We start from the raw sequence: 19991 nt of genomic DNA on the forward strand, positions 1-19991 counted from the left end.
TCGGGCGGTCAACCTGAACGACTTTCCGGAAAAGTCGGGCGTGACATTACGGCCCCCGCGAGCGATCGTTCCAAAAGAGAGCACTGCAACGGACGGCAGGATGGGACGAACATTGGTCGAGAGGGCCGAAGAAACTCCCCGAGTGTCACGCCCGGGCGCTATGACACCGGACCTCACCATCGGCGTGGTCGGACCCCACGACCTGGTCGAGCGAGTCATGCTGATGGGTCATGCCGCGGCTCCGCTGCCGTGTCGCCTGGTCGCGGCCGCATACCGCGACGAACAGGAGGCGCCCGACAAGGTGACGCGGCTCGGTCCCGGAGTCGACGCATGCTTGTTCGCCAGCCCGGTCCCTTATGACCTGGCCAGGCGTTCCGGTGTGCTGACGATGCCGGCGACGTACGTTCAACTCGGCGGAGCAGCATTGGTGGCGGCGTTGGCCAAGGCCGCGCTCGACACTCGCATCGACCCCCAGCGGGTCAGCATCGACGTGGTGAGCAGGGCCGATGTCGAGGAGGCGTACACCGACCTCGGCATCCCCGCGACGGATGTGCACAGCCGCGACGAGCCGGGTGCCACCGGCACGATCGCGGCCTACCACGAACGTCTGGCCAGGCAGGGGGCCACCTCGGGGGCGCTGACGTGCCTGCCCGCGGTGGCCGAACGCCTGCACGGCGCGGGCGTGCCGGTCATCAGGATCAGGCCGACCTCGGCGGCGGTCCGCACGGCGCTGCACACCGCGGCGCTGCTGGGGGCACACCACCGGCTGGAGGAGTCACAGCTCACCGTGGTGCTGGTGGAGGTGCCGACGCTGCGCGAACCCGTGCGCCGCGCGGCCCCCCGATACTGGCGCGACGAGTTGCGGCTGTCGCTGCACCGGCTCCTGGTCCAGGAGGCGAACCGGATCAACGCCACCGTCTGGCCGATCGACGATCACAGCTATCTGGTTACCGCTACCAGAGGCTCGATCGCGGCGGCCACGGACGGGTTCAGGGTGTTGCCGTTCGCGGCCAGGATCAGGGACGAGCTGGGACTGGCGGTCGAGGTCGGCGTGGGCATGGGGCGAACGACGCACGACGCGGAGTCGCACGCCCGGGCGGCACTGGCCCGCACGCAGGCGGGCAAACAGGCACAGGGATTCGCGGTGGACCGCGAGGGTCGGGCTCTCATCCCGGCTCCGCGGATGCCACCGACCGGGTCCAACGCACTCAAACCGAAGGGGGTGGAAGTACTGGCCCGGCTGGCGGCCAAGCTCGAAGGCGGAGACACCGTGGTGGACGCCGAGGGCGCGGGCAAGATGCTGGGAGTGACGCCGCGTACGGCTCGGCGGTTGCTGCGCACGTTGGTTGACGAGGGACTCGCGTGGCCGCTACCGCCGAACCGCACACCGCAGCCTGGCCGTCCGCGCCAGCTGTACCGGCTGATCGTGGAGAAGCTCGGGCCCCGATGAGGGTCTCCCGGGACTGAGCGTTTCGGTGCCGGGCCGCCTCTCGGCACCGAGCGTCATGGGCGGAGGTCCGCGCCCGCGGGGCACCTCGTGCTGCCTGCCGTACGGGCCTGAGGCGTCTCTTGAGGCTGGAAACGCTCCCGGGGCTACTCTGAGGCCCGGCCGGGAGCCGCCGCCCCTCTGTGTGCATTACGGAGTCGTGTGTGACTCCTGAGGGCTTTCGCATGGCCTGGGGAAGAGGATGGCATTGACAATAGATGTCATCTTTGCGAACTCACGCATTGACTCTTGTGAACTTATTGGTTGACCCGTGTAGATCCGGGTATGTTCTCGGGTGCCCCCGATCGACGGGATTCGGACGGGGGCGCCAATTCTTTCAGGCGTCGATCATCGGCCCCCGCGCGTCGCGTCCCCCGTTCTGGCTGAGCGTTTCTGGCCGAGGCGTCGAGGTTTCGTCCAACACCCACGTGGCTCGGCGGGTTTCCGCAGGTCGGAGGCCGGGAGCCGTGGTAGGGAAGCGGCCGGTTTCGGGCTGATTCGTCCGGCTTTGCGGGCCGTGCGTCGTCAGCAGGCGCAGGCGATGCCGGACACCGGCGCCGTGAGGGCGTCCACGGGGCGCCGGGTGACGCCCGAGGCGGTCTCCACGGGGAAGCCCTCCCTCGCCCAGTACTCGAAGCCGCCGATCATCTCCTTGACCCGGTAGCCCAGCTTCGCGAACTCCAGGGCCGCCCTGGTGGCGCCGTTGCATCCCGGGCCCCAGCAGTACGTCACGACCGTGGCCTCCCTCGGGACCAGGCCGGGCGCCCTCGTGGCGATCTCGGCGGTCGGGAGGTGCACGGCGCCCTCGATGTGGCCCTGGTCCCAGCTCTCCCGGCTGCGCGAGTCGACGACCACGACGCCGGGGACCCCGGCGGCCAGGTCGGCGGCCACGTCCGAGACGTCGGTCTCGAAGGCGAGGCGGGCGGCGAAGTGGGCGAGCGCGGCGGCGTTGTCGGCGGCCGGGACGGCGGTGACGGACATCGGGGGATCGTTCCCTTCGTCGCAGGTGGGTGACGCGAAAAATCCTGTCATTCGCCGCAGGTGGCAGGACAGTGGCGTGAAAGCCGCTGATCGCTAATATCCCGCCAGAGTGCGAGGTCTGATACCTGCGAGAGTTCTGTCAGGGGCGGCCGGTACAGTCATGAGCCATGCGTACGGACACCACTGACAGTCGCCCCACCGTCCTCGTCTGGGGCGCCCTGGCGGTCGTCTACGTGGTCTGGGGTTCGACGTACCTCGGCATCGGCGTCGCGATCGAGTCGATCCCGCCCATGCTCAGCGGGGCCCTGCGGTTCATCACCGCCGCCGCCCTGCTCGCCGGCTTCCTGCTGATCAGGTCGGGGCCGTCGGCCTTCAGGATGACGCGCCGGCAGTTCCTGGGCGCGGCCGTCGTGGGCGTGCTGCTGCTGACCACCGGCAACGGGCTGCTGGCGGTGGCCGAGCAGTACATCTCCACGGGCCTGGCGGCGCTCCTGGTGGCGTCGGTGCCGCTGTGGCTGGTCGTGTTCAGGTTCGCCGTACGCGACCGCCCCAAGACGCTCACGCTCGCGGGCGTGCTGGTCGGGCTCGGCGGGGTCGCGGCGCTGTCGCTGACCGGCGCCGACGGCGGCAGCGGCGTCGGGATCGTGGTGGTCCTGCTCGCCTCGGTGTCCTGGGCCGTGGGCTCGTTCCTGTCGAGCAGGATCCAGATGCCCGCCAACGCGCTGGCCACCAGCGCGGTCGAGATGGTCGTGGGCGGCGCCGGGCTGCTGGTGCTCGGGACCGGGGTCGGCGAGCGGCTCGACGTGTCGGCCGTCACTACCCGATCGTGGGTGGCGCTGGCCTACCTGATCCTGGTGGGGTCGCTGATCGGGTTCACCGCGTTCTCGTGGCTGCTCGGCAACGCCCCCATCTCGCTGGTGTCCACCTACGCCTACGTCAACCCGGCCGTGGCCGTCGCGCTCGGCGCGCTCCTGCTGGACGAGCCGATCACGACGCAGGTGGTCGTCGGCGGCCTGGTCATCCTGGCCGGCGTGGCGCTGGTGATCTCAACCGAGCGGAAGGGATCGAAGCGCGTCCTCGAAGACGTCGACGGTGGCGGCGACGTCGGCCTCGGTGTGAGCGGTGGACAGGAACCACAGCCCGCGCGGCACCATGTTGACCCCCCGGTCGAGCAGCGCGGCGTGTAGGCGGGCCATCATGGCGCGGTCGGTCCTGGCGAAGTCGCGGTAGTCGCGCACCGCCGGCGCGTCGGTGAAGTACGTCTGGAAGACCGGCCCCGGCCCGTCCACCAGCACCGGGACCCCCACCCGGGCGGCGGCCTCGCGCAGGCCGGTCATGAGCTGCCGCCCCCGCGCGTAGAGGGTGCCGTAGACCTCCTCGCGCTGCTCGTCCAGGATGCGCAGGGTGGCCTCGGCGGCGGCGATGCCGACGGGCTGGGAGTTGAACGTCCCGGCGTGGGCGACCTTGCCCGAGGAGATGGCGTCCATCACTGCCGCCCGCCCCGCCAGCGCGGACACCTGCATGCCGCCCGCCATCGCCTTGCCGAAGACCGACAGGTCGGGGCTGACGCCGAGGTACTCCTGGGCGCCGCCGGGGGCCAGCCGGAAACCGGTGATGATCTCGTCGAAGATCAGCAGGCTGCCGTGGCGGTCGCACAGCGCCCGCACCCCCTGCAGGTAGCCGGGATCCGGCTCGATGGCGCCGGTGTTGCAGAGCACCGGCTCCGTGACGACGGCGGCGATCTGCCCCGCGTGCTCGTCCATGAGGCGGCTGAGCGCGTCCAGGTCGTTCCAGGGGCAGATCACCAGGTCGGCGGCGGGCGGCTGGCCCGCGGTGCCGGGGACGGCGCGCGGGTGGTCCTGCGGTCCCGCGTCGTCCAGGGACGGGTGCACGCTGTAGAGGACCGGGTCGAGCCAGCCGTGGTAGTGGCCCTCGAACTTGAGGATCTTGGGCCGTCCCGTGAAGCCGCGCGCCAGGCGCCAGGCGGCGTGCGCGGCCTCGGAGCCGACGGTGTTGAAGCGGACGCGCTCCGCCGAGGGCACCATCGCGCACAGCCGCTCGGCGACCCGGGTCTCCGCCGCGTGCTGGGCGGAGTAGACGATGCCGCGGGCCACCTGCGCGGCGACGGCCTCCACCACGGCGGGCGGGCAGTGGCCGAGCAGCGCGGGGCCCTGGCCGAGCACGTAGTCGGTGTAGACGTTGCCGTCGACGTCCCAGAGTTTGGCTCCCGATGCCCTGTCCACGTAGAGCGGCACGCCCGCGGTGCGGCGGGCGTCGCTGGAGACGCCGCCCGCGATGTAGCGCCGGGCAGTGGTGTAGAGGTCGCGGCTGACGTCCAGAGTGCGGGTCATGCCGACCATCAAACGGCGGCACCGCGCCCGGCCACAAGAAAGAGAGCAAGAAGCGGGTCTAAGCGCAAATTTCGGTGCTTGTGGAGGTCACAGGGCCTTGATGGGCTTACGGACATGTTTCTTGGACGCATTCGGCGCACCCCGTCCGATCCGGTCGAGCTGGTGGCCCGGCGCGCGCCCGGCGAGCTCGTGAGCCTGGCAGGCGTGGGATCGGACCCGGTGGCGGCCCTGGACTCGTACGGGCTCGACCGCCTGGCCGAGCTGGCGGCCGGCCACGACGGTCCCACGCTGGACGAGAGCGCGGTGATCTTCGAGCCGCCCGTCGCCACCTGTACGAAGATCTGCTGCCTGGCGCTGAACTACCAGGAGCACGCGGACGAGAGCGGCCTGGAGGTGCCGCCGGAACCGGTGCTGTTCTTCAAGCCGCCGTCCGCGCTCGTCGGCCACGGGCAGCCGGTCGTCGCCCCCGCCCGCACCCGCCACCTGGAGCACGAGGTGGAGCTGGCCTTGGTCATCGGCAAGGTGACCAGGGACCTGCCGGCCGAGCGGTGGCGCGAGGCCGTCGCCGGATACACCGTGATCAACGACATGACGGCCCGCGACCTCCAGCTGGCCAACATCGCCCGCAACGTGCCGTGGGACCAGTCGAAGGGGTTCGACACCTTCGCGCCCGCGGGCCCGTACCTGGCGACGGTGGACGAGGTGCCCGACCCGCAGGCACTGGAGCTGACCCTGGAGGTGGACGGCGAGGTCAGGCAGCGGGCCAACACCCGGCAGATGGTCTTCGGGCTGCCCCGGCTCATCGCCGACCTGTCCGACGGGATGACGCTGATGCCCGGTGACCTCGTCGCGACGGGCACCATCGCCGGGATCGCCCCGCTCAAGGACGGCGACACCATGCGGGCCACGGTGGAGGGAATCGGGACGCTGGTGAATACGGTCAAATTTCGGTCCGCCTAAAGTAGAGGCATGACCTACGCCGTGGCTGCCCTGGTGGACATCGACGACTTCATGGTTTCCGAGAAGACCCGTGGCCGGCCATGGGCGCTGCGCCAGCTCCAGCGCGCCGACCACGCGGTGCGCGCCGCCGCGAGCGCCCGCCGCGACGCCACCTGCCACTCCCGGCCGCCGGAGGAGTGGCTGATCGTGTTGTCGGGCGCCGATCCGGGCGCGCTGATGTCCGACGCGGAGGAGCTGGCCGAGGAGCTGCGGGCCAGGATCGTCCGCGAGACGGCGTGGACGGCCACGGTCAGCCTGGGCGCGCCCAGCCTCGAACACGTCGCGGCGGAGCGGGACGCGCGGCGGGTCAACGACTACAAGCTCGTGCTCGGCGGCGACCGGGTGATCGCGCCGCCCGCGCACGAGAGCGCGGCGCCGGCGCCTCCGGTGCGCATCGAGCAGGAGCTGACCAGGCGGGTCCGCGCCGGTGACCGCAACGGCGCGGCGGGCCTGCTGGCCGGGTGGGTCGACAGGTGCGCCCGGCAGCCCGGGGTCGACCCGCGCACGCTGCGCAACTGGCTCATCGGCCAGCTGCTGTTCGTGGTGGACGTGGCCAACCGGACCAGGCTCGCCGACGGGTCCACGGACTGGGTGGAGGCCTGCGCCCGGCTGCCGATCGAGGACATCGTCATGGTCGGAGACATCCACGAGCGCTCCTACCTGCACATCTGGCTGCGGGAGACGCTGGGCCGGCTCATGCCGGCCACTCCCCGCCGTGACGTGCTCGCGCTGGCCGAGGCGTACCTGGCGCAGCACTACACCGATCCCGGGTTGCGCCTGGCGACCGTGGCGGAGGCCGTGAGCGCTAGCCCGTACTACATCTCGCACCTGTTCGCGGAGGAGCGGCGGACGACGTTCCTGCGGCACCTGACCGGGCTGCGGCTGCGGCACGCCCGCCGGTTGCTGTCCACCTCGGCGCTGCCGGTGGACGTGATCGCCGCGCACACCGGCTACCCGACCGCCAAGGCCCTGCGCAGCGCGTTCAGGCGGTACGTCGGCTGCTCCCCCACGGAATACCGCAGGGCCGGGCTCCGGCCCGAATCGTGACCAGGAGGACGTGCATGGACCTGGCGATCGACGGCGGGCAGACGGGCCTGCGGATCGGCCTGGCCGAGTCGGGGCGGATCCGGGAGGTCCGCGAGCTGCCCGGCCTGTCGTACGCGGAGGGCTCCCCGGTCGAGGCCGTGCTGGAGCGGATCGGGACGGGCTGGGGACCACTCGGCACCGTCTGCCTCGGGCTGACCACGATCCTGGACGATCCGGACAAGCTGGCCGGCCGGCTGCTCTCCATGGCCCGCCGCGTGCTGATCACGACCGACGTGGTCACCTCGCACGCGGGGGCGTTCGCGGGCGGCGAGGGCGTGGTGCTGGCCGCCGGCACCGGAGCGATCGCCCTGGGCGTGGGTGACGGCATCCGGCAGGTGGACGGCTGGGGCTACCTCTACGGCGACGCGGGCAGCGGTTTCTGGATCGGCCGCCGCGGCCTCGACGCCGCCTTCCGGGGCTTCGACGGGCGCGCGGAGCCCGGCCCGCTCACCGAGCGCGCGCAGGCCGTGTTCGGCGACCTGGCCGGCCTGCCCGGGCGCCTCTACCTCGCCCCCGACGCGGTGGCGCGGATCGCGCGCTTCGCCGTCCACGTGCTGGAGCTGGCAGGAGAGCCGGGCCGCGTTCCGGAGCCGTTAGGAGAGCCGGGCCGCGTCCTGGAGCCGGCAGGAGAGCCGGGCCGCCCGGACCCCACGGCCCGCGCCATCGCCGAGGAGGCGGCCCGCGAGCTGGCGGGCACGGTGGCGGCGGCGGCCCGCTGCTTCGCGAAGGGGGCGGCGGTGCCCGTCGCGTGGACCGGCCGCCTGCTGCGCGACCCCGGACTCCGCGCCGGCTTCGAGGCGGAGCTGACCCGGTCACTCCCGCAAGCGGCACTCCGGCCCCCCATGGGCGACAGCCTCGCGGGCGCCGCCCTGCTGGCCGCCTCCACGGGGCGGAGCCGCTACCGGACGATGATCAGAACGGCGGAACGATGAGAGTGGGACACGGCACCGCCGATCTGCCCGTGCCGGACGGCACGCCGATGGGCGGTTACATCGACCGGCCGGGGCCGTCCACGGGCCTGGCCGACCCGCTGTCGGTCAGCGCGGTGACCTGGTCGGACGGCGGGAGGCGGTTCGCGCTGGCGATCGCCGACGTCATCTGCGTCAACGAGGACCTCGCAGCGCGGGCCAGGCAGGCGGCCGGATGCGAGCTGTGGCTGGCGGCGAGCCACACCCACGCGGGACCCGAGACCGGCTGCGTACCGGGCGGCGGGCCGACGCCGGAGCCGTGGCTCGGCCTGCTCACCGAGGCGGTCAGCACGGCCGTGCGGCGGGCGATCGACGCCGAGCGGCCGTGCGAGGGCATGGTGCACCGCGGGGAGCTGCACGGGATCGGCGCCGATCGGAGCAGGCCGGGGGCGCCGGCGGTGGTGCCGATCGACCTGGTCACGGTGCGCGACGGCGGGCTCGCCGGGGCGCTGGTGGTGCTTCCCGTGCACCCCACCGTGCTGCCCGCGGCCAACCGCCTGGTCAGCGCAGACCTGGTCGGAGCCGTACGCCGGAGCTTGAGGCGACGGCTGGGCGAGGACGTCTGGGTGGCGGTCGCGACCGGCGCGGCCGGCGACATCAGCACCCGCCACACCCGGCGCGGCCAGGACGCGGCGGAGCTGGGACGCCTGGGCGAGCTCGTCGCGGACCGCTGCGCCGAGCTGCTGGCGGGTCCGGGGACCCCGCTCTGGCACGACGGACCCACCGGCATCTCCTGGGCCACGCGACGGCTGACGCTCGAACCCGCCGCCACGACGGCCGACGGGGCGGCGCTCCTCGCCGGGTACGAGCGGGCCGCGGCGTCGGGTGACCCGGTCGCCACCCGCCTGGCCCGCAGCAGGCTCGAAGGGCTGCGGGCGCGCACCGCACCGCCCGTCCGGACGGGCGTCGACGTCAACGTGGCCCGCCTCGGCGGGCTCGCCCTGGCCGGGCTCCCCGGCGAGCCCTTCCTCGCCGTCGCCGAGCGCGTCGCCGACCGGCCCGGCGAGCCGACCGTGGTCCTGGGCTACGTCAACGGCTACCCCGGATACCTGCCCACGGCCGCCGCCTACCGGCGGGCCGAGTACGAGGTCCTGGCCAGCCAGGTGGCCCCGGGCAGCGCCGAACTCATCGCCGAGACCGCACGAAACCTGCTGGAGGACCTGTGATCGACCAGAGCTCGTACGCGCTGATCGCCGGAGCGGCGGTGGACCGGCTGCTCACCGCCGAACGCGACGCGATCGAGCGGGCCGGCGCGCTGGTCCACGCCTCGCTGCGGGCGGGCGGGGTGCTCCAGGCGTTCGGCACCGGCCATTCGAGGTCGGTCGCGCTGGAGCTCACCGGCCGGGCGGGCGGCCTGGTGCCGGCCAACCAGCTCGGCATCCGCGACCTCGCCTACTACGGCGACGCCTCGCCGCGCGACATCCTCGACCCGAAGATCGAGCGCGAGCCCGGCCTCGCCGCGCGCGTCTGGCAGCTGGCCGACATCCGGCCCGAGGACGTCTTCGTGATCATCTCCAACTCCGGCGGCAACGCGGCGATCGTCGAGATGGCCCGCCTCGCGGTGCGGCACGGGCACCCGCTGATCGCCATCACCTCCCGCGCGCACACCGCCGCGCTGGCCGTCGAGGAGCGGCTGGCCGACCTGGCCCAGGTGGTCATCGACAACGGGGCGCCGTACGGTGACGCCACGCTGCCGCTGCCGAGCGGCGGCGGCGCCTGCGGCGTCTCCACCCTCACCGGCGTGCTGGCCGCGCAGCTCCTGGTCGCCGAGGTCGTCGGCCGCTTCCTCGCGGCCGGCGAGCCGCCGCCCGTCTTCAAGTCGGCCAACACCCCGGGCGGCGACGCGCACAACGCCCGGCTGCTGGAGAGGTACGGCCGGCGCGTGCGCCTCGGCGACGCCTAACTCCGCACGAGCCGGTACGGCTGGCGGGGCCGGCCGGCCTGGGCGCCCTTGACCGGGGGCATCGGCCAGGCCAGCCCCTCCTCCGCGAGGCTCTGGAGGACCCGGCGGGCGCTGCGCGGGGAGATCGACAGCACGTCCGCGACGATCTCGGCGTCGACCACCATCGAGTCGCCGTCGTGGAGGCCCTCCACCAGGCGTTCGAGCAGCTTGGCCGCCTTGGTGGCGACGATCGGCTCGTTGTCCTGCCGCTTTCGCCGGCGTACCGGCAGCGACAGCACGGTGCCGTCGCCCCCGACCAGATAGGCGGCGGTCGCCCCCGCGTTGCGGGCCTTATCGACGGCCGCCACCGCGTTGGCGTCGGCGTCGCGGGCCGTGCTGCCGAGCCCGATGCCGACCTCGACGTCGACCCCCACGTCGGAGCGGATCCGGTCCATGAACGGCGCCATCCTGAACCCCTCGGTGGCCTGGCCGAGAGCGCCGACGGTGGCGGTGACGACGTAGCCGTTCTCGTCGCGGGGCGCCACGGTGGCGCCCATCAGCCGCGCGTCGGCGAGCAGCGAGCGGTGCAGCGACAGCTTCAGCTCCTGCTGCCAGTAGTTGCCGGGCCCGGAGTAGCTGGGCTTGGCGGAGGCGGCGAGCTCGACGACCACGATGGCGATCTGCGCGTCCTCCAGCCTGCTGCCGGTGCCGAGCAGGGCGGCGGTGTTGAGCGCGAGGCGCAGCGTGTGGGAGGTCGGCAGCAGGCGCAGCACGGGCACGCCGGCGGCGCTCAGCTTGTTGGCGACGCTCCTTATCGTGGTCAGCGCCGCGGTGGTCTCGCCCGCGCGGTAGAGCTCCTCGTGGAAGGCGCTGAAGCCGCGCGCCGACTCCGGCCGGTCGTACTCGGAGAGGTGCACGCCGGCCGTGCTCACGCCGATCTCGCCGTACGCCTCGTCCACGTCGGCGGCGGGCAGCGAGTCGATGCTCACCCTGGCCGGGTCGATCTCGTGGCTGAGCACCCCGCGCAGCAGGCTGGCGTACAGGCTGGCCCCGCTCATGGGCACGAACGTGGCGGGGACGGTCAGCTCGCCCGCCTGCCTGGCCAGGTCGTGCTGGAGGGGCCCGGTGAACAGCACCACGTCGATGCTGTCGGCGATCCTCGAGAACTTGTCGTAGGTCTCGTGCTCCTCGGCATGAGGCGCGCCGACCAGCCGCCAGTCGGCCGCGGCCGGCAGGCCGGCGCCGATCATCATGATCTGTTCGACGAGATCGTGCGGTCCCACGACTCCGATCGTCACCCTGGGCCGCGACTCCGAACGCAGCCGGTCCATGATCTTGATCACCCCAGTCCGGATCTCCACTGAAGCAAGCGGGTCATCGTCGCACCGAGCACCGCGGCCTGGTCCCCCTCTGCGAGGCCACTGAAGATTACCCTCCCCAGCGAGATCCGAAGATCGATGAAGGGGAAGTCGGACCCGTAGACGACCCGTCCGGCCCCGAGCTCCCGCACCATCCTGGCGATGTCGGGCCCGGTGTTGAAGGACCCGCACACCTCCAGGATGACCCCTGGACGCCGCTGCGCCACCTCGATGGCCCGCTCGATGCCCAGCGGGGTCGCGCCCGCGTGCCCCGCGATGATCACCACGTCGGGGTGCTCCGACGCGACCGCGTCCACCGCGGCCAGGTCGTTGTAGGGGGAGCCGTCGTAGGTGTGGGTGAGCACCGGGCAGCCGGTGCGCTGCGCGAACTCCCACACGCCGGTGTAACGCCTGCCGGTGAGGGGATAGTCGTGCAGGTCGGGATGGAGCTTGATGCCGCCGAAGCGCGGGTCGGCGCTCCATTTGGCCAGCTCGCCGTCGGGGTCCTGCCAGGGGTTGATGGTCAGGTATCCGGTGAAGCGGTCCGGCGCGCGCTCCACCGCCTCGGCGGTCGCGGCGTTCCCCGCCGCCGCGTCGAGCTGGATCGCCAGGTGGCTGGAGATGACGGCGTGCGCCACGCCGCACCTGTCCATCACCCTGGCCATCGCGTCAGGGGACGCCTCGGGGATGAAGAACAGGCTGTAGGGGCCGGCGTGCGCGTGCGCGTCGACGATCCGGACGCTGGTCTGCGGGCGGCGCTGCCACAGCGCCGAGGTGATCGCGTTCACATCGCCCCTACGGGCAGCAGTTCCAGCAGGGTGCCGGCGCCGATGGCGGCCACGGCCGCGTCGTCGAGCTCCGCCCACAGCAGCCGGGTGACCGCCTCGGCGGGGTCCCTGAGCGGCGCTCCCGTGCCGAAGACGAGGCGGCGCTCGCCGTACCGCTCGACGAGCCATTCGAGCCCGCAGTGCGAGGACAGGTTGGCCAGCCCCAGGTAGACGTTGCCGGTGCGGGAGAGCACGCCGGCCGCCTGCCTGAGCTGGCGGTAGCCGATCGCGCCGACCACGACCCGCAGGTTGGGGTGCGCGCCGGCGACGGACTCCACGGCGGCCCAACCGGTCTGGGCCGCGTCCACGAGCAGCGGCAGCCCGGCCTCCGCGACGGCGGCGAGCATGGCCGCGCAGTCGCGGCCGGCGAGGTCGTAGCCGTGGTCGGCGGGGTAGGCGCGGACGGCGCACACGCCGCCCTCCAGGGCCCCGGTCACGAACTCGTCCGGCGTGCCGGTCTCGCCGCAGGTGCCGGGCAGCATCACCCAGCAGGGGCGCAGCCTGGGCCGGCCGGCGACCAGGTCGAGCAGTTCCCTGTTGCCCGTCGCGGGGTCGTGCAGCCATGACAGGGTGTGGCTCACCACGGCCTCCGCGATGCCGAAGCGGTCCATCCTGTCCAGCGCCTCCGTGATCGAGCCCGTGCCGACGTCCCTGCGGGGGTAGCGGCCGAGCATCGCGTCAGCGTCGATCAGCATGAACCGTCCAATCTTCGGGGCCAATCCTCGGGGACAGAGGGTGGTTCGTCGCGGTAGGGGAAGATGCCGACGGTGAACCTGCCGTCGGCGCGCCGCAGGCCGAGCGAGTGGATCTCGCCGTACTCGGCGGTCCTGGTGACGGGGTCGGGGATCCTGGCCGGGCCCGTCCCGTACAGCACCTCGTCGGGTGGCTCCAGCGGCACCACCAGGATTCCCGGGCCACGGGTGCCCGCGAACCCGCCGTCGCGCCCGGCCCACGGCGACAGGCCGTGGATCTGCCAGATCGCCTCCGCGTCGATCCGGTCGGTGACGATCCAGTACGGTGAGTCGCCCTTGACGAAGACGATCTCGCGGTCGTGCCGCGCGCTGTAGCCGTGGTGGTGCCCCGCGAAGACGTCGGCCTGCGCGGAGACGGAGAACAGGTCACAGGCGGCGCGGCGGTCCTCGGTGTAGCCCTCGCCCGGGACGAGCAGCGTGTTGTGCGCCCTGGTCGCCTGGTACCAGTCGTAGTAGCCGGGGTCGTCGTAGGACGGCGGTCCGCCCCCTTCCCAGGCCAGCGGCACGCCCCAGCCCGACAGCACGAAGTCGAGCGCCGCGTGGTGGCTGTGCGGTTCGAGCTCGTGCCCGACGTAGGGGCCGTAGTTGACGACGGTGTGGAAGTCGCCGTGGCGGAAGGTGGCGTAGCCGCTGGCCTCAAGGTTGTGCGAGCCCTCGGCCGGCCCGACGTCCTGCGGCCAGATCAGGCCGCTGTCCTGCAGGTGCGGCACCCAGCCGCCGGACGTCATCAGGACGCTCAGCCAGTGGTACATGGCCTGGCGGCGCGGATGCCGCGCGAGCGAGGGCTCGACGGCCACGGCCCGTTCGAGGTTGTCCAGGCACATGAGGTGGTAGCTGGGCGAGCGCTCATGGTGGCCGCCGTCGGCGCGCACGTCCTGTTCGAGGTGCTCCAGGACGCGGGCCAGGGCGACCTCGGCCCACTGCCCCGCCTCCGGGAGGTCCGCGAACACCCTGGCCGTGTGCAGCAGCTCGCACGCGTTGACGAACTGCCAGTTGCCGTGGCGGAACTCGTCGTGCTCCTCGGCCGACCACCGGGCGCCGCCGACGACCGTCTTCATCATCCGCAGCCAGCACCCGTCGCTCAGCGCGGGCTCGTCCGCGAAGACGGCCAGCGCCTCGGTGACGTACATGGCGCGGGCGCGGACGCCGAGCGAGTACCAGACCACGTCGAGCCCCGGCCAGTCGCCCTCGACCCGGTCGCGGTCGTCGTACCACTGGCGGAACAGCCGGTCCCACTCGCGGGCGTAGCGGGGGTCCGCGGTCTCGGCGTAGGCCGTGATCAGCGGGGACATCCAGCGCAGGTAGTGGAAGCCGTACAGCAGCGAGCGGCCGTGGCCCTTGTCCAGGAAGTCGACCTCGATGCCGAGCAGGGCGTCCGCGCCCTCCGCGCCGAGGGCGGCCGGGACCGGCCGCCGCCGGCGCCAGGTCCTGGCCTCGGCGACGCCGCCCGCCCCGAGCGCTTCCAGCAGCGCCTCGTCGGTGATGTGCCGCATGCGCGTGGGATGCACGTGCGGCGCCTTCTCGACGGACATCACAGCTTCACCGGCTGACCGGTGCGGGCGGACTCGTGCGCGGCGGCGAGCACGGCGGTCACGTGCCGCGAGCTCTCCACGCTGACCAGCGGCTCGGCGCCGGTGCGGGCGCAGTCGACGAAGTGGTGGATCGCGTCGCGGTAGGCGCCCGCAGGGATGCCGTGCACGACCCGCTGGAGCATGTTGCGCGGGTAGGAGTAGGACTTCTCGGTGGCGAGCTGGATGTTCTCCTTCTGGCGGTCGAGCTGGATGACGCCCGACTCGCCGGCCACGGTGATGTAGCTGTCGACCATGGTCGGGAAGGTGTTCGGGTAGATCCAGGCCGACTCGAAGGTGGCCACGGCGCCCCGGCTGAAGCGGGCCTGGATCTGCATCGCGTCGGGGGTGTCGATGCCCATCCCGCGCAGCTTGCCGTGGCGGGCGGTGGCGAACACCTCCACCACGTGGTCGTCGTAGAGCCAGGTGACCAGGTCGATGTCGTGGCTCGACAGGAACCAGGCGCAGGTCGTCCGGTCGGCCCAGCCGATCATCTCGGTGGGCACGTGGATCGTGTCGTCCTTGCGGGCGTAGCCCACGACCGGCTCGCCGATCAGCTCCATCTGCTGCTTGGCCTGCGCGTACGCGGGCACCCAGCGGTGGTTGAACAGGCACATCGCGGTGACGCCCGCCTGCCGGATCGCGGCCACGGAGCGGTCGGCGTCCTCGACCGTGGTCGTGAACGGCTTCTCCACCAGGATGTGCAGCCCGGCCTTCGCGGCCGCCACCATCACGTCCGCGTGCAGGTGGTCGGGGGTGGTGATCGACACGGCGTCCACCGTGCCGGAGGCGATCAGTTCGCGGTAGCCGGGGTGGACGGCCGCCTGCGGGGCGGCGTCGAGGGGACGGCGCGCGACGGCGGTGACCTCGGCGTCCGGGTGGGCGGACAGGACCGCGGCGTGGCCGCGACCCATGATCCCGGCGCCGATGATCCCGACTCTGAGCTTAGGCAAGTGCGTCATTCCATTGCTTCTCTGCGGCGTCGAGCGCCTCCTTGGCGCTCTTGGATCCCTGGAGGAAGGCCCTGATCTCCTCCGACAGCGACTCTCCGAGCTCGGCGTCCTTGGCCGTGCCCAGCGGGACGTACTCCAGCTTCGGCAGGCCCTTGACGATCACCCGGCGGGCGACGTCCATCGGCGAGTCGCCGGTGACGTCCGAGAAGAAGGCGTCCTTGGTGGAGGAGATCGTCGAGGGGTAGATCGGCACCAGCTTGCAGAACGCGAGCTGGTTGGCGCCATTGGTGAAGAACTTGACGAACTCGGCCGCCGCCCGCTGGTGCTTCGACGCCTTGGGGATGGCCACGGTCTGCTGGGCGAGCAGCAGGTATCCGCCGGTCTTGGTCTGGACGGGCTCGGTGACGAGCAGGTCCTTGTAGATGTCGGGAGCGTTCTTCTCGACGTTGACCAGCGTCGCCGCCGACGCGCTCGCCGCCATCGCGATCTGGCCGTTCTCCAGGGTCTGCGGGTAGTTGCGGACGTCCTTGGAGACCGATCCCGGCGCGATGCCGTGCTTGTCGTAGCTCGCCTTGAACGTGTCCAGCAGCTTGGCGACCTCGGGCGTGTTGAACGTCGCCTTCTTCCTGTCGGCGCTCAGCAGTTCGACGCCGTAGTAGCGCAGCACCGAGGCGGCGTTGACGCCGGGGATGTCGTTGCTGCCGTAGACCTTGGTCTCGGCGTAGACCTTGTCGGCCAGGGCGAGGGCCTCGGCGTACGACTTCGGCGGGGCCTTCTCGTCGAAGCCCGCCTTGGTGACGACGGACTTGCGGTAGATGGCCACGGGGGTGCCGCCGTTGTACCAGGGCACGGCGTACAGCTTGCCCGACACGCGCAGCGAGTCGACCAGGTTCGGCTGGAAGTCGGCGAGGTCGGCGGGCTTGAGCAGCTCGTCGAGCGGGGCCAGCGACGGGGTGAAGCGGCCGAGGTCGGAGGAGGCGATGTTGACGGCGTCGGGGACGTCGCCGCTGGCGACCGCCGCGAGCAGCTTGGTCGCGATGTCCTGGCCGGGCACGTCGACCCACTTGACGGTGACCTTGGGGTGGTCCTTCTGGTACTGGGCGATCAGCCCGTCGATGTAGGCGCCGAAGTTCTTCTTCAGGTTGATCGTCCAGAACTCGACCTCCCCCTCGAACGGCTGGTCGTCCGCCTGTCCCCCCGACGTGCTGCCCGACGTTCCGGCGACGCAGCCGGACGACATGAGAGCCAGCGCGAGCGCGCCTGCCCCCAACGCTCTTCTTCTCAACATCGGGGGACCTCCTGAGAATTATGGCCGTCCTTAATAATTCTTTCGGCACAATGACACTCTGGCGGCGGCGTCGTCAAGGGTCCCTGCTCAGATCCGCTCTTGACGGTCGAGATCGGCCGTCTATAGTCTGCGTCCAAATTCTGGCCAACTCTTATCGAGGCTTTGGGCGTCACTATTAAACACTGAAGGATGTGAGGCCGGTGGCCACCAGCCGGATCCCGGGGCAGCGCTGGTACACGCCGTACCTCTTTCCCCTGCCGGCCCTCGTGCTGTTCGGGGTGTTCTTCGCCTGGCCCGCCGTCACCGCGATCCAGCTCTCCTTCACCGACTACGACGGCGTCAGCCCGCCCGTCTTCTCCGGGCTGGACAACTTCGTCAAGATCGTCGGCGACGCGCGGTTCTGGACCGCCCTGCGCAACTCGGTGGTGTTCCTCGTGGGCCTGTTCCCGCTGCTCGTCGTGCTCCCGCTGCCGCTGGCCGTGCTGGTGAACCAGAAGCTGCCCGGCATCAGGACGTTCCGGATGCTCTACTACCTGCCGGTCGTGACCTCGATGGTCGCGGTCGCGGTGGCCTGGAACTACGTCTTCCACCAGCAGGGCGTCGTCAACTGGCTGCTGACCGGCATGGGCGTCCTGGACGAGCCCATCCAGTACCTCCTCGACCCCGTCTGGGCGCTGCCCGCGCTGATCCTGGTCGAGGGCTGGAAGAACATGGGCGTCTACATGATGGTCTACCTCGCCGGCCTCCAGACGATCCCGTCGGACCTCTACGAGGCCGCCAAGATAGACGGCGCCAACGGCTGGCACCGGATGCGGCGCATCACCGTCCCGCTGATGGTCCCCTACATCGCGGTCACCATCACGATGGCCATGCTCGACGCGATGCAGGCGTTCACCACCGTCTTCGTGATGACCAAGGGCGGCCCGCAGGACGCCACCCTGATGCTCGGCTACTACATCTGGGCCGAGGCGTTCGAGAAGTACGACATGGGCTACGCCAGCGCCGTCGGCCTCGTCCTGTGGGTCCTGCTGATCGTGATGGCCCTGCTCAACCATCGGCTCACCAGCGGAAGGAAGGACGAGCGGTGACTCGGAGGCTCAGCTGGTGGGTACGCCGCGCAGGCATGTACGTGCTGCTCACCGCGATCGCCCTGGTGTTCGTCGGCCCCTTTCTCATCCTGCTGTCGGCGGCGTTGAAACCGGCCGGCCAGGCCGTCTTCTCCTTCCCGCCGGACATCATCCCCCGGCCCCCGGTGCTCACCTGGGCCAAGGAGGCGTGGACGGCCATCCCGTTCCCGCGCTACCTGCTCAACTCCGCGTTCCTCGTGATCGTGATGGTGCCGCTCTACATCCTGGTGTCGGCACTGTGCGCGTACCCGCTGGCGCAGATGGTCTTCCGCGGCCGGAACCTGATCTTCTTCGCGATCCTCGCCACCATGTTCCTGCCCGGCGAGGTGATGCTGCTGCCGAGGTTCCTGGTGGTCTCCCAGATCGGGATGGCCGACAGCTACCTGGGCGTGATCCTGCCCGGCCTGCTGTCGGCGTTCGGGATCTTCCTGCTCCGGCAGACCTTCGCCGGGGTGCCGCGCGAGGTGGTGGACGCCGCCAGGACCGACGGCTGCCACGAACTGCGCATCTTCTGGCACGTCATGCTGCCGGCCGCCCGCCCCACCCTGGCGATCCTCGGCGTCTTCGGCTTCATCTCGGTCTGGAACAGCTTCATCTGGCCGATGGTCGTGCTGAAGGACTCCTCCCTGTATCCCATCTCGCTGGGGATCGCCTACCTGGCCGGAATCACCGGCACCGACATCCGCAGCCTGGCGGCGGGCACGATCATCTCGATCCTGCCCGTGGTCGTCTTCTTCATGATCATGCAACGACACGTCCTCGAAGGCATGCGCGGCGCGGTGAAGAGCTGATCGCCGCCCCCCGTTGTGAAAGGGTCACCCATGCTCACTCGCCGCCAATTCGGCCTGGGCGCGCTCTCCCTCGGCGCTCTGGCCGCACTGCCCGGCACGGCACGCGCCGCGGCCGGCTACGACTACACCAAGCGCGAGACGTTCGACCTGTTCGACAAGGTGTTCCACGAGAGCGGCACCGTCGGCCAGCCCACCGACACCAACGAGGCGGGCGGTCTCGGCTGGGGGGCCTCCTACGTGCTGGCCGCCTACATCAGGATGTACGAGGCCTACCACGCCACCACCTACCTGGACCGGCTCATCCACAACGCCGACCTCGTGCTGGGCAACCGCGACTCCGAGCGCGGCGTCACCGACTACCGCGGCCTGTCGCTGCCCGCCTGGCGCAGCATCGTCTACAGCGCGGGCGGCGTGATCCTGCTCGACGCGTCGGGGCAGCCGCTCCTGGAGGTACGCAGCGCGCTCGTCAACGTCAACGACGCGGTGGCGACCGTACGGGCGGGCACCTCGGAGGGCCGGTTCACGCTGGAGGTGAGCAACCCGGTCAAGAACAAGGTGTCCACCTTCACCGACCTGACGATGGACCCCGCGAGCCCCGACTACGCCGTGAAGCGGATCCTCGACGCCTACCCGTCGCCGACCATGGTGACGGCCAAGGACCTGCGCCCCTCGCCGTCGGGGGCGACGACGCCGGCCCTGGGGACGTTCAAGCTGGCCGCCGCACCGGTGATCTTCTCGGTGCACACCGGCATGATCACCTACCCGCTCGCGTCGTTCGTCCGGATCGTCCGCCGGGACCCGCGCCTGCTGCGCAACGCCCGCTACCGGGCCAAGGCCGCCGAATACCTCCAGGCGTGCCGGGACGCCGCGGCCGTGCACGACCCCGAATGGGTGGCGGACGGCTACTACATCTGGCCCAAGGGCATGCCCGTCCCCTACGACGGCGTCGAACAGCCGATCAACCAGAGCGTCGCCCTCGGCCAGACGTACGCGGAGCTGGCGGCGGCCACCCGCGACCCGTTCTACCGCGACCGCACCAGCCGGCTCGCCGCCACGTTCGCCCGCGACCTCAAGGCCAACGTCAAGGACGCCTACTACTGGCCGTACTGGCCCAGCTTCGGCAAGCTCTACAGCGGCTACACCAAAGCCGACGGCGTCTCCGAGTGGACCCCGTCCTACGGCACCCCGCCCAAGGGCGGGCAGCAGATCGAGGACCTCAGCCACGGCGGGATCGACGTCGAGTTCGCCGCCGCCGCGCACCGATTCGGCCTCGGCTTCACCGACGCCGACATGGGCCGCTTCGCCCGCAGCTACACCAGGAACATGGCCACCACCGACAACGGCGTGGCGACGACCTTCCTGAGAGTGGACGGCACCGGCGGCCTGGCCGCCGCCGGGCAGTACCTCCAGGCGCCGCGCTACATGCCGGTGGCCAAGTGGGACCCGGCCCTGTTCACGCACGCGCAGGCGGTTTACGTCGACCACGCCGTCGAGTCGCAGTACGGCTCCACGCTGCTGTCGGTCGCCTACCTCAACTGGCAGGCCAACCGCTGATCAGGCCGCTGATCAGGCTG

General features: G+C 71.4%; 17 protein-coding genes and 1 pseudogene. 10 read left to right on the top strand and 8 right to left on the bottom strand.

What is annotated here, in order from left to right:
* Positions 1-160 precede the first annotated feature (160 nt).
* Positions 161-1450 carry a GTP cyclohydrolase IIa gene (locus tag ACFKCF_RS18125; RefSeq protein WP_394494933.1) on the top strand — a complete coding sequence of 430 codons (1290 nt, stop codon included), beginning with the start codon at positions 161-163 and terminating at the stop codon, positions 1448-1450.
* Between the two features lie 561 nt (positions 1451-2011).
* Here ACFKCF_RS18125 and ACFKCF_RS18130 read toward each other — a convergent pair.
* The gene (locus ACFKCF_RS18130) at positions 2012-2467 is read right to left on the bottom strand and encodes a rhodanese-like domain-containing protein (RefSeq protein WP_394494935.1); all 456 of its coding nucleotides are present in this window, start codon (positions 2465-2467) and stop codon (positions 2012-2014) included.
* A 167-nt stretch (positions 2468-2634) separates the two neighbouring features.
* Here ACFKCF_RS18130 and ACFKCF_RS18135 point away from each other — a divergent pair, with 167 nt between their 5' ends.
* Positions 2635-3654 carry an EamA family transporter gene (locus ACFKCF_RS18135; protein WP_394494937.1) on the top strand — a complete coding sequence of 340 codons (1020 nt, stop codon included), beginning with the start codon at positions 2635-2637 and terminating at the stop codon, positions 3652-3654.
* On the opposite strand, the pseudogene ACFKCF_RS18140 reads toward ACFKCF_RS18135, so the two are convergent.
* Positions 3589-4827: pseudogene (locus ACFKCF_RS18140) on the bottom strand (aspartate aminotransferase family protein); the annotation flags it as partial. The gene ACFKCF_RS18135 and the pseudogene ACFKCF_RS18140 overlap by 66 nt on opposite strands.
* 105 nt (positions 4828-4932) lie before the next feature.
* On the opposite strand from ACFKCF_RS18140, the gene ACFKCF_RS18145 reads away from it, so the two are divergent.
* From ACFKCF_RS18145 to ACFKCF_RS18165, 5 genes are read left to right on the top strand one after another with little or no spacing between them, the layout of a single operon-like run.
* Positions 4933-5778 carry a fumarylacetoacetate hydrolase family protein gene (locus tag ACFKCF_RS18145; RefSeq protein ID WP_394494938.1) on the top strand — a complete coding sequence of 282 codons (846 nt, stop codon included), beginning with the start codon at positions 4933-4935 and terminating at the stop codon, positions 5776-5778.
* Positions 5779-5787: 9 nt separating this feature from the next.
* Positions 5788-6864 (top strand): helix-turn-helix domain-containing protein, encoded by a 1077-nt coding sequence (locus tag ACFKCF_RS18150; RefSeq protein WP_394494940.1) that lies wholly within the window; start codon positions 5788-5790, stop codon positions 6862-6864.
* 14 nt (positions 6865-6878) lie between these two features.
* Positions 6879-7835: a BadF/BadG/BcrA/BcrD ATPase family protein gene (locus tag ACFKCF_RS18155; protein ID WP_394494942.1), complete on the top strand. Its 957-nt coding sequence runs from the start codon at positions 6879-6881 to the stop codon at positions 7833-7835.
* Positions 7832-9037, top strand: a complete 1206-nt coding sequence (locus ACFKCF_RS18160; protein ID WP_394494944.1) for a hypothetical protein — start codon at positions 7832-7834, stop codon at positions 9035-9037. Before ACFKCF_RS18155 ends, ACFKCF_RS18160 begins: the two co-directional genes overlap by 4 nt.
* The gene (locus ACFKCF_RS18165; RefSeq protein WP_394494946.1) at positions 9034-9774 is read left to right on the top strand and encodes a sugar isomerase domain-containing protein; all 741 of its coding nucleotides are present in this window, start codon (positions 9034-9036) and stop codon (positions 9772-9774) included. Before ACFKCF_RS18160 ends, ACFKCF_RS18165 begins: the two co-directional genes overlap by 4 nt.
* Here ACFKCF_RS18165 and ACFKCF_RS18170 read toward each other — a convergent pair.
* The 6 genes from ACFKCF_RS18170 to ACFKCF_RS18195 are packed head-to-tail and all read right to left on the bottom strand — an operon-like array spanning position 9771 to position 16499.
* Positions 9771-11114, bottom strand: coding sequence for a GTP cyclohydrolase IIa (locus ACFKCF_RS18170; RefSeq protein WP_394494947.1), 1344 nt, complete (start codon positions 11112-11114; stop codon positions 9771-9773). The two genes, ACFKCF_RS18165 and ACFKCF_RS18170, sit on opposite strands and share 4 nt — an antisense overlap.
* Entirely contained in the window at positions 11093-11899 is an 807-nt protein-coding gene (locus ACFKCF_RS18175; RefSeq protein ID WP_394494949.1) for an amidohydrolase family protein, read from the bottom strand. Before ACFKCF_RS18175 ends, ACFKCF_RS18170 begins: the two co-directional genes overlap by 22 nt.
* A complete protein-coding gene (locus ACFKCF_RS18180) occupies positions 11896-12633 on the bottom strand; it encodes an amidohydrolase family protein (protein WP_394494951.1) in 738 nt (245 codons plus the stop codon). Before ACFKCF_RS18180 ends, ACFKCF_RS18175 begins: the two co-directional genes overlap by 4 nt.
* Positions 12627-14222, bottom strand: a complete 1596-nt coding sequence (locus ACFKCF_RS18185) for a heparinase II/III family protein (RefSeq protein WP_394494953.1) — start codon at positions 14220-14222, stop codon at positions 12627-12629. Before ACFKCF_RS18185 ends, ACFKCF_RS18180 begins: the two co-directional genes overlap by 7 nt.
* The gene (locus ACFKCF_RS18190) at positions 14222-15220 is read right to left on the bottom strand and encodes a Gfo/Idh/MocA family protein (RefSeq protein ID WP_394494955.1); all 999 of its coding nucleotides are present in this window, start codon (positions 15218-15220) and stop codon (positions 14222-14224) included. The genes ACFKCF_RS18185 and ACFKCF_RS18190 overlap by 1 nt, the downstream gene beginning before the upstream one ends.
* Entirely contained in the window at positions 15204-16499 is a 1296-nt protein-coding gene (locus ACFKCF_RS18195; protein WP_394494957.1) for an ABC transporter substrate-binding protein, read from the bottom strand. The genes ACFKCF_RS18190 and ACFKCF_RS18195 overlap by 17 nt, the downstream gene beginning before the upstream one ends.
* A gap of 200 nt (positions 16500-16699) precedes the next feature.
* Between ACFKCF_RS18195 and ACFKCF_RS18200 the strand changes: the two genes are divergently transcribed.
* Genes ACFKCF_RS18200 through ACFKCF_RS18210 form a run of 3 tightly spaced genes read left to right on the top strand, consistent with a single transcriptional unit; the run spans position 16700 to position 19971 of the window.
* Entirely contained in the window at positions 16700-17587 is an 888-nt protein-coding gene (locus ACFKCF_RS18200; protein ID WP_394494958.1) for a carbohydrate ABC transporter permease, read from the top strand.
* Positions 17584-18417 carry a carbohydrate ABC transporter permease gene (locus tag ACFKCF_RS18205; protein WP_394494960.1) on the top strand — a complete coding sequence of 278 codons (834 nt, stop codon included), beginning with the start codon at positions 17584-17586 and terminating at the stop codon, positions 18415-18417. Before ACFKCF_RS18200 ends, ACFKCF_RS18205 begins: the two co-directional genes overlap by 4 nt.
* A gap of 30 nt (positions 18418-18447) precedes the next feature.
* Positions 18448-19971 carry a hypothetical protein gene (locus ACFKCF_RS18210; RefSeq protein ID WP_394494962.1) on the top strand — a complete coding sequence of 508 codons (1524 nt, stop codon included), beginning with the start codon at positions 18448-18450 and terminating at the stop codon, positions 19969-19971.
* Positions 19972-19991: the final 20 nt, after the last annotated feature.

Origin of the sequence: Nonomuraea sp. JJY05 (assembly GCF_043496855.1) — a bacterium.
Lineage (GTDB): Bacteria > Actinomycetota > Actinomycetes > Streptosporangiales > Streptosporangiaceae > Nonomuraea.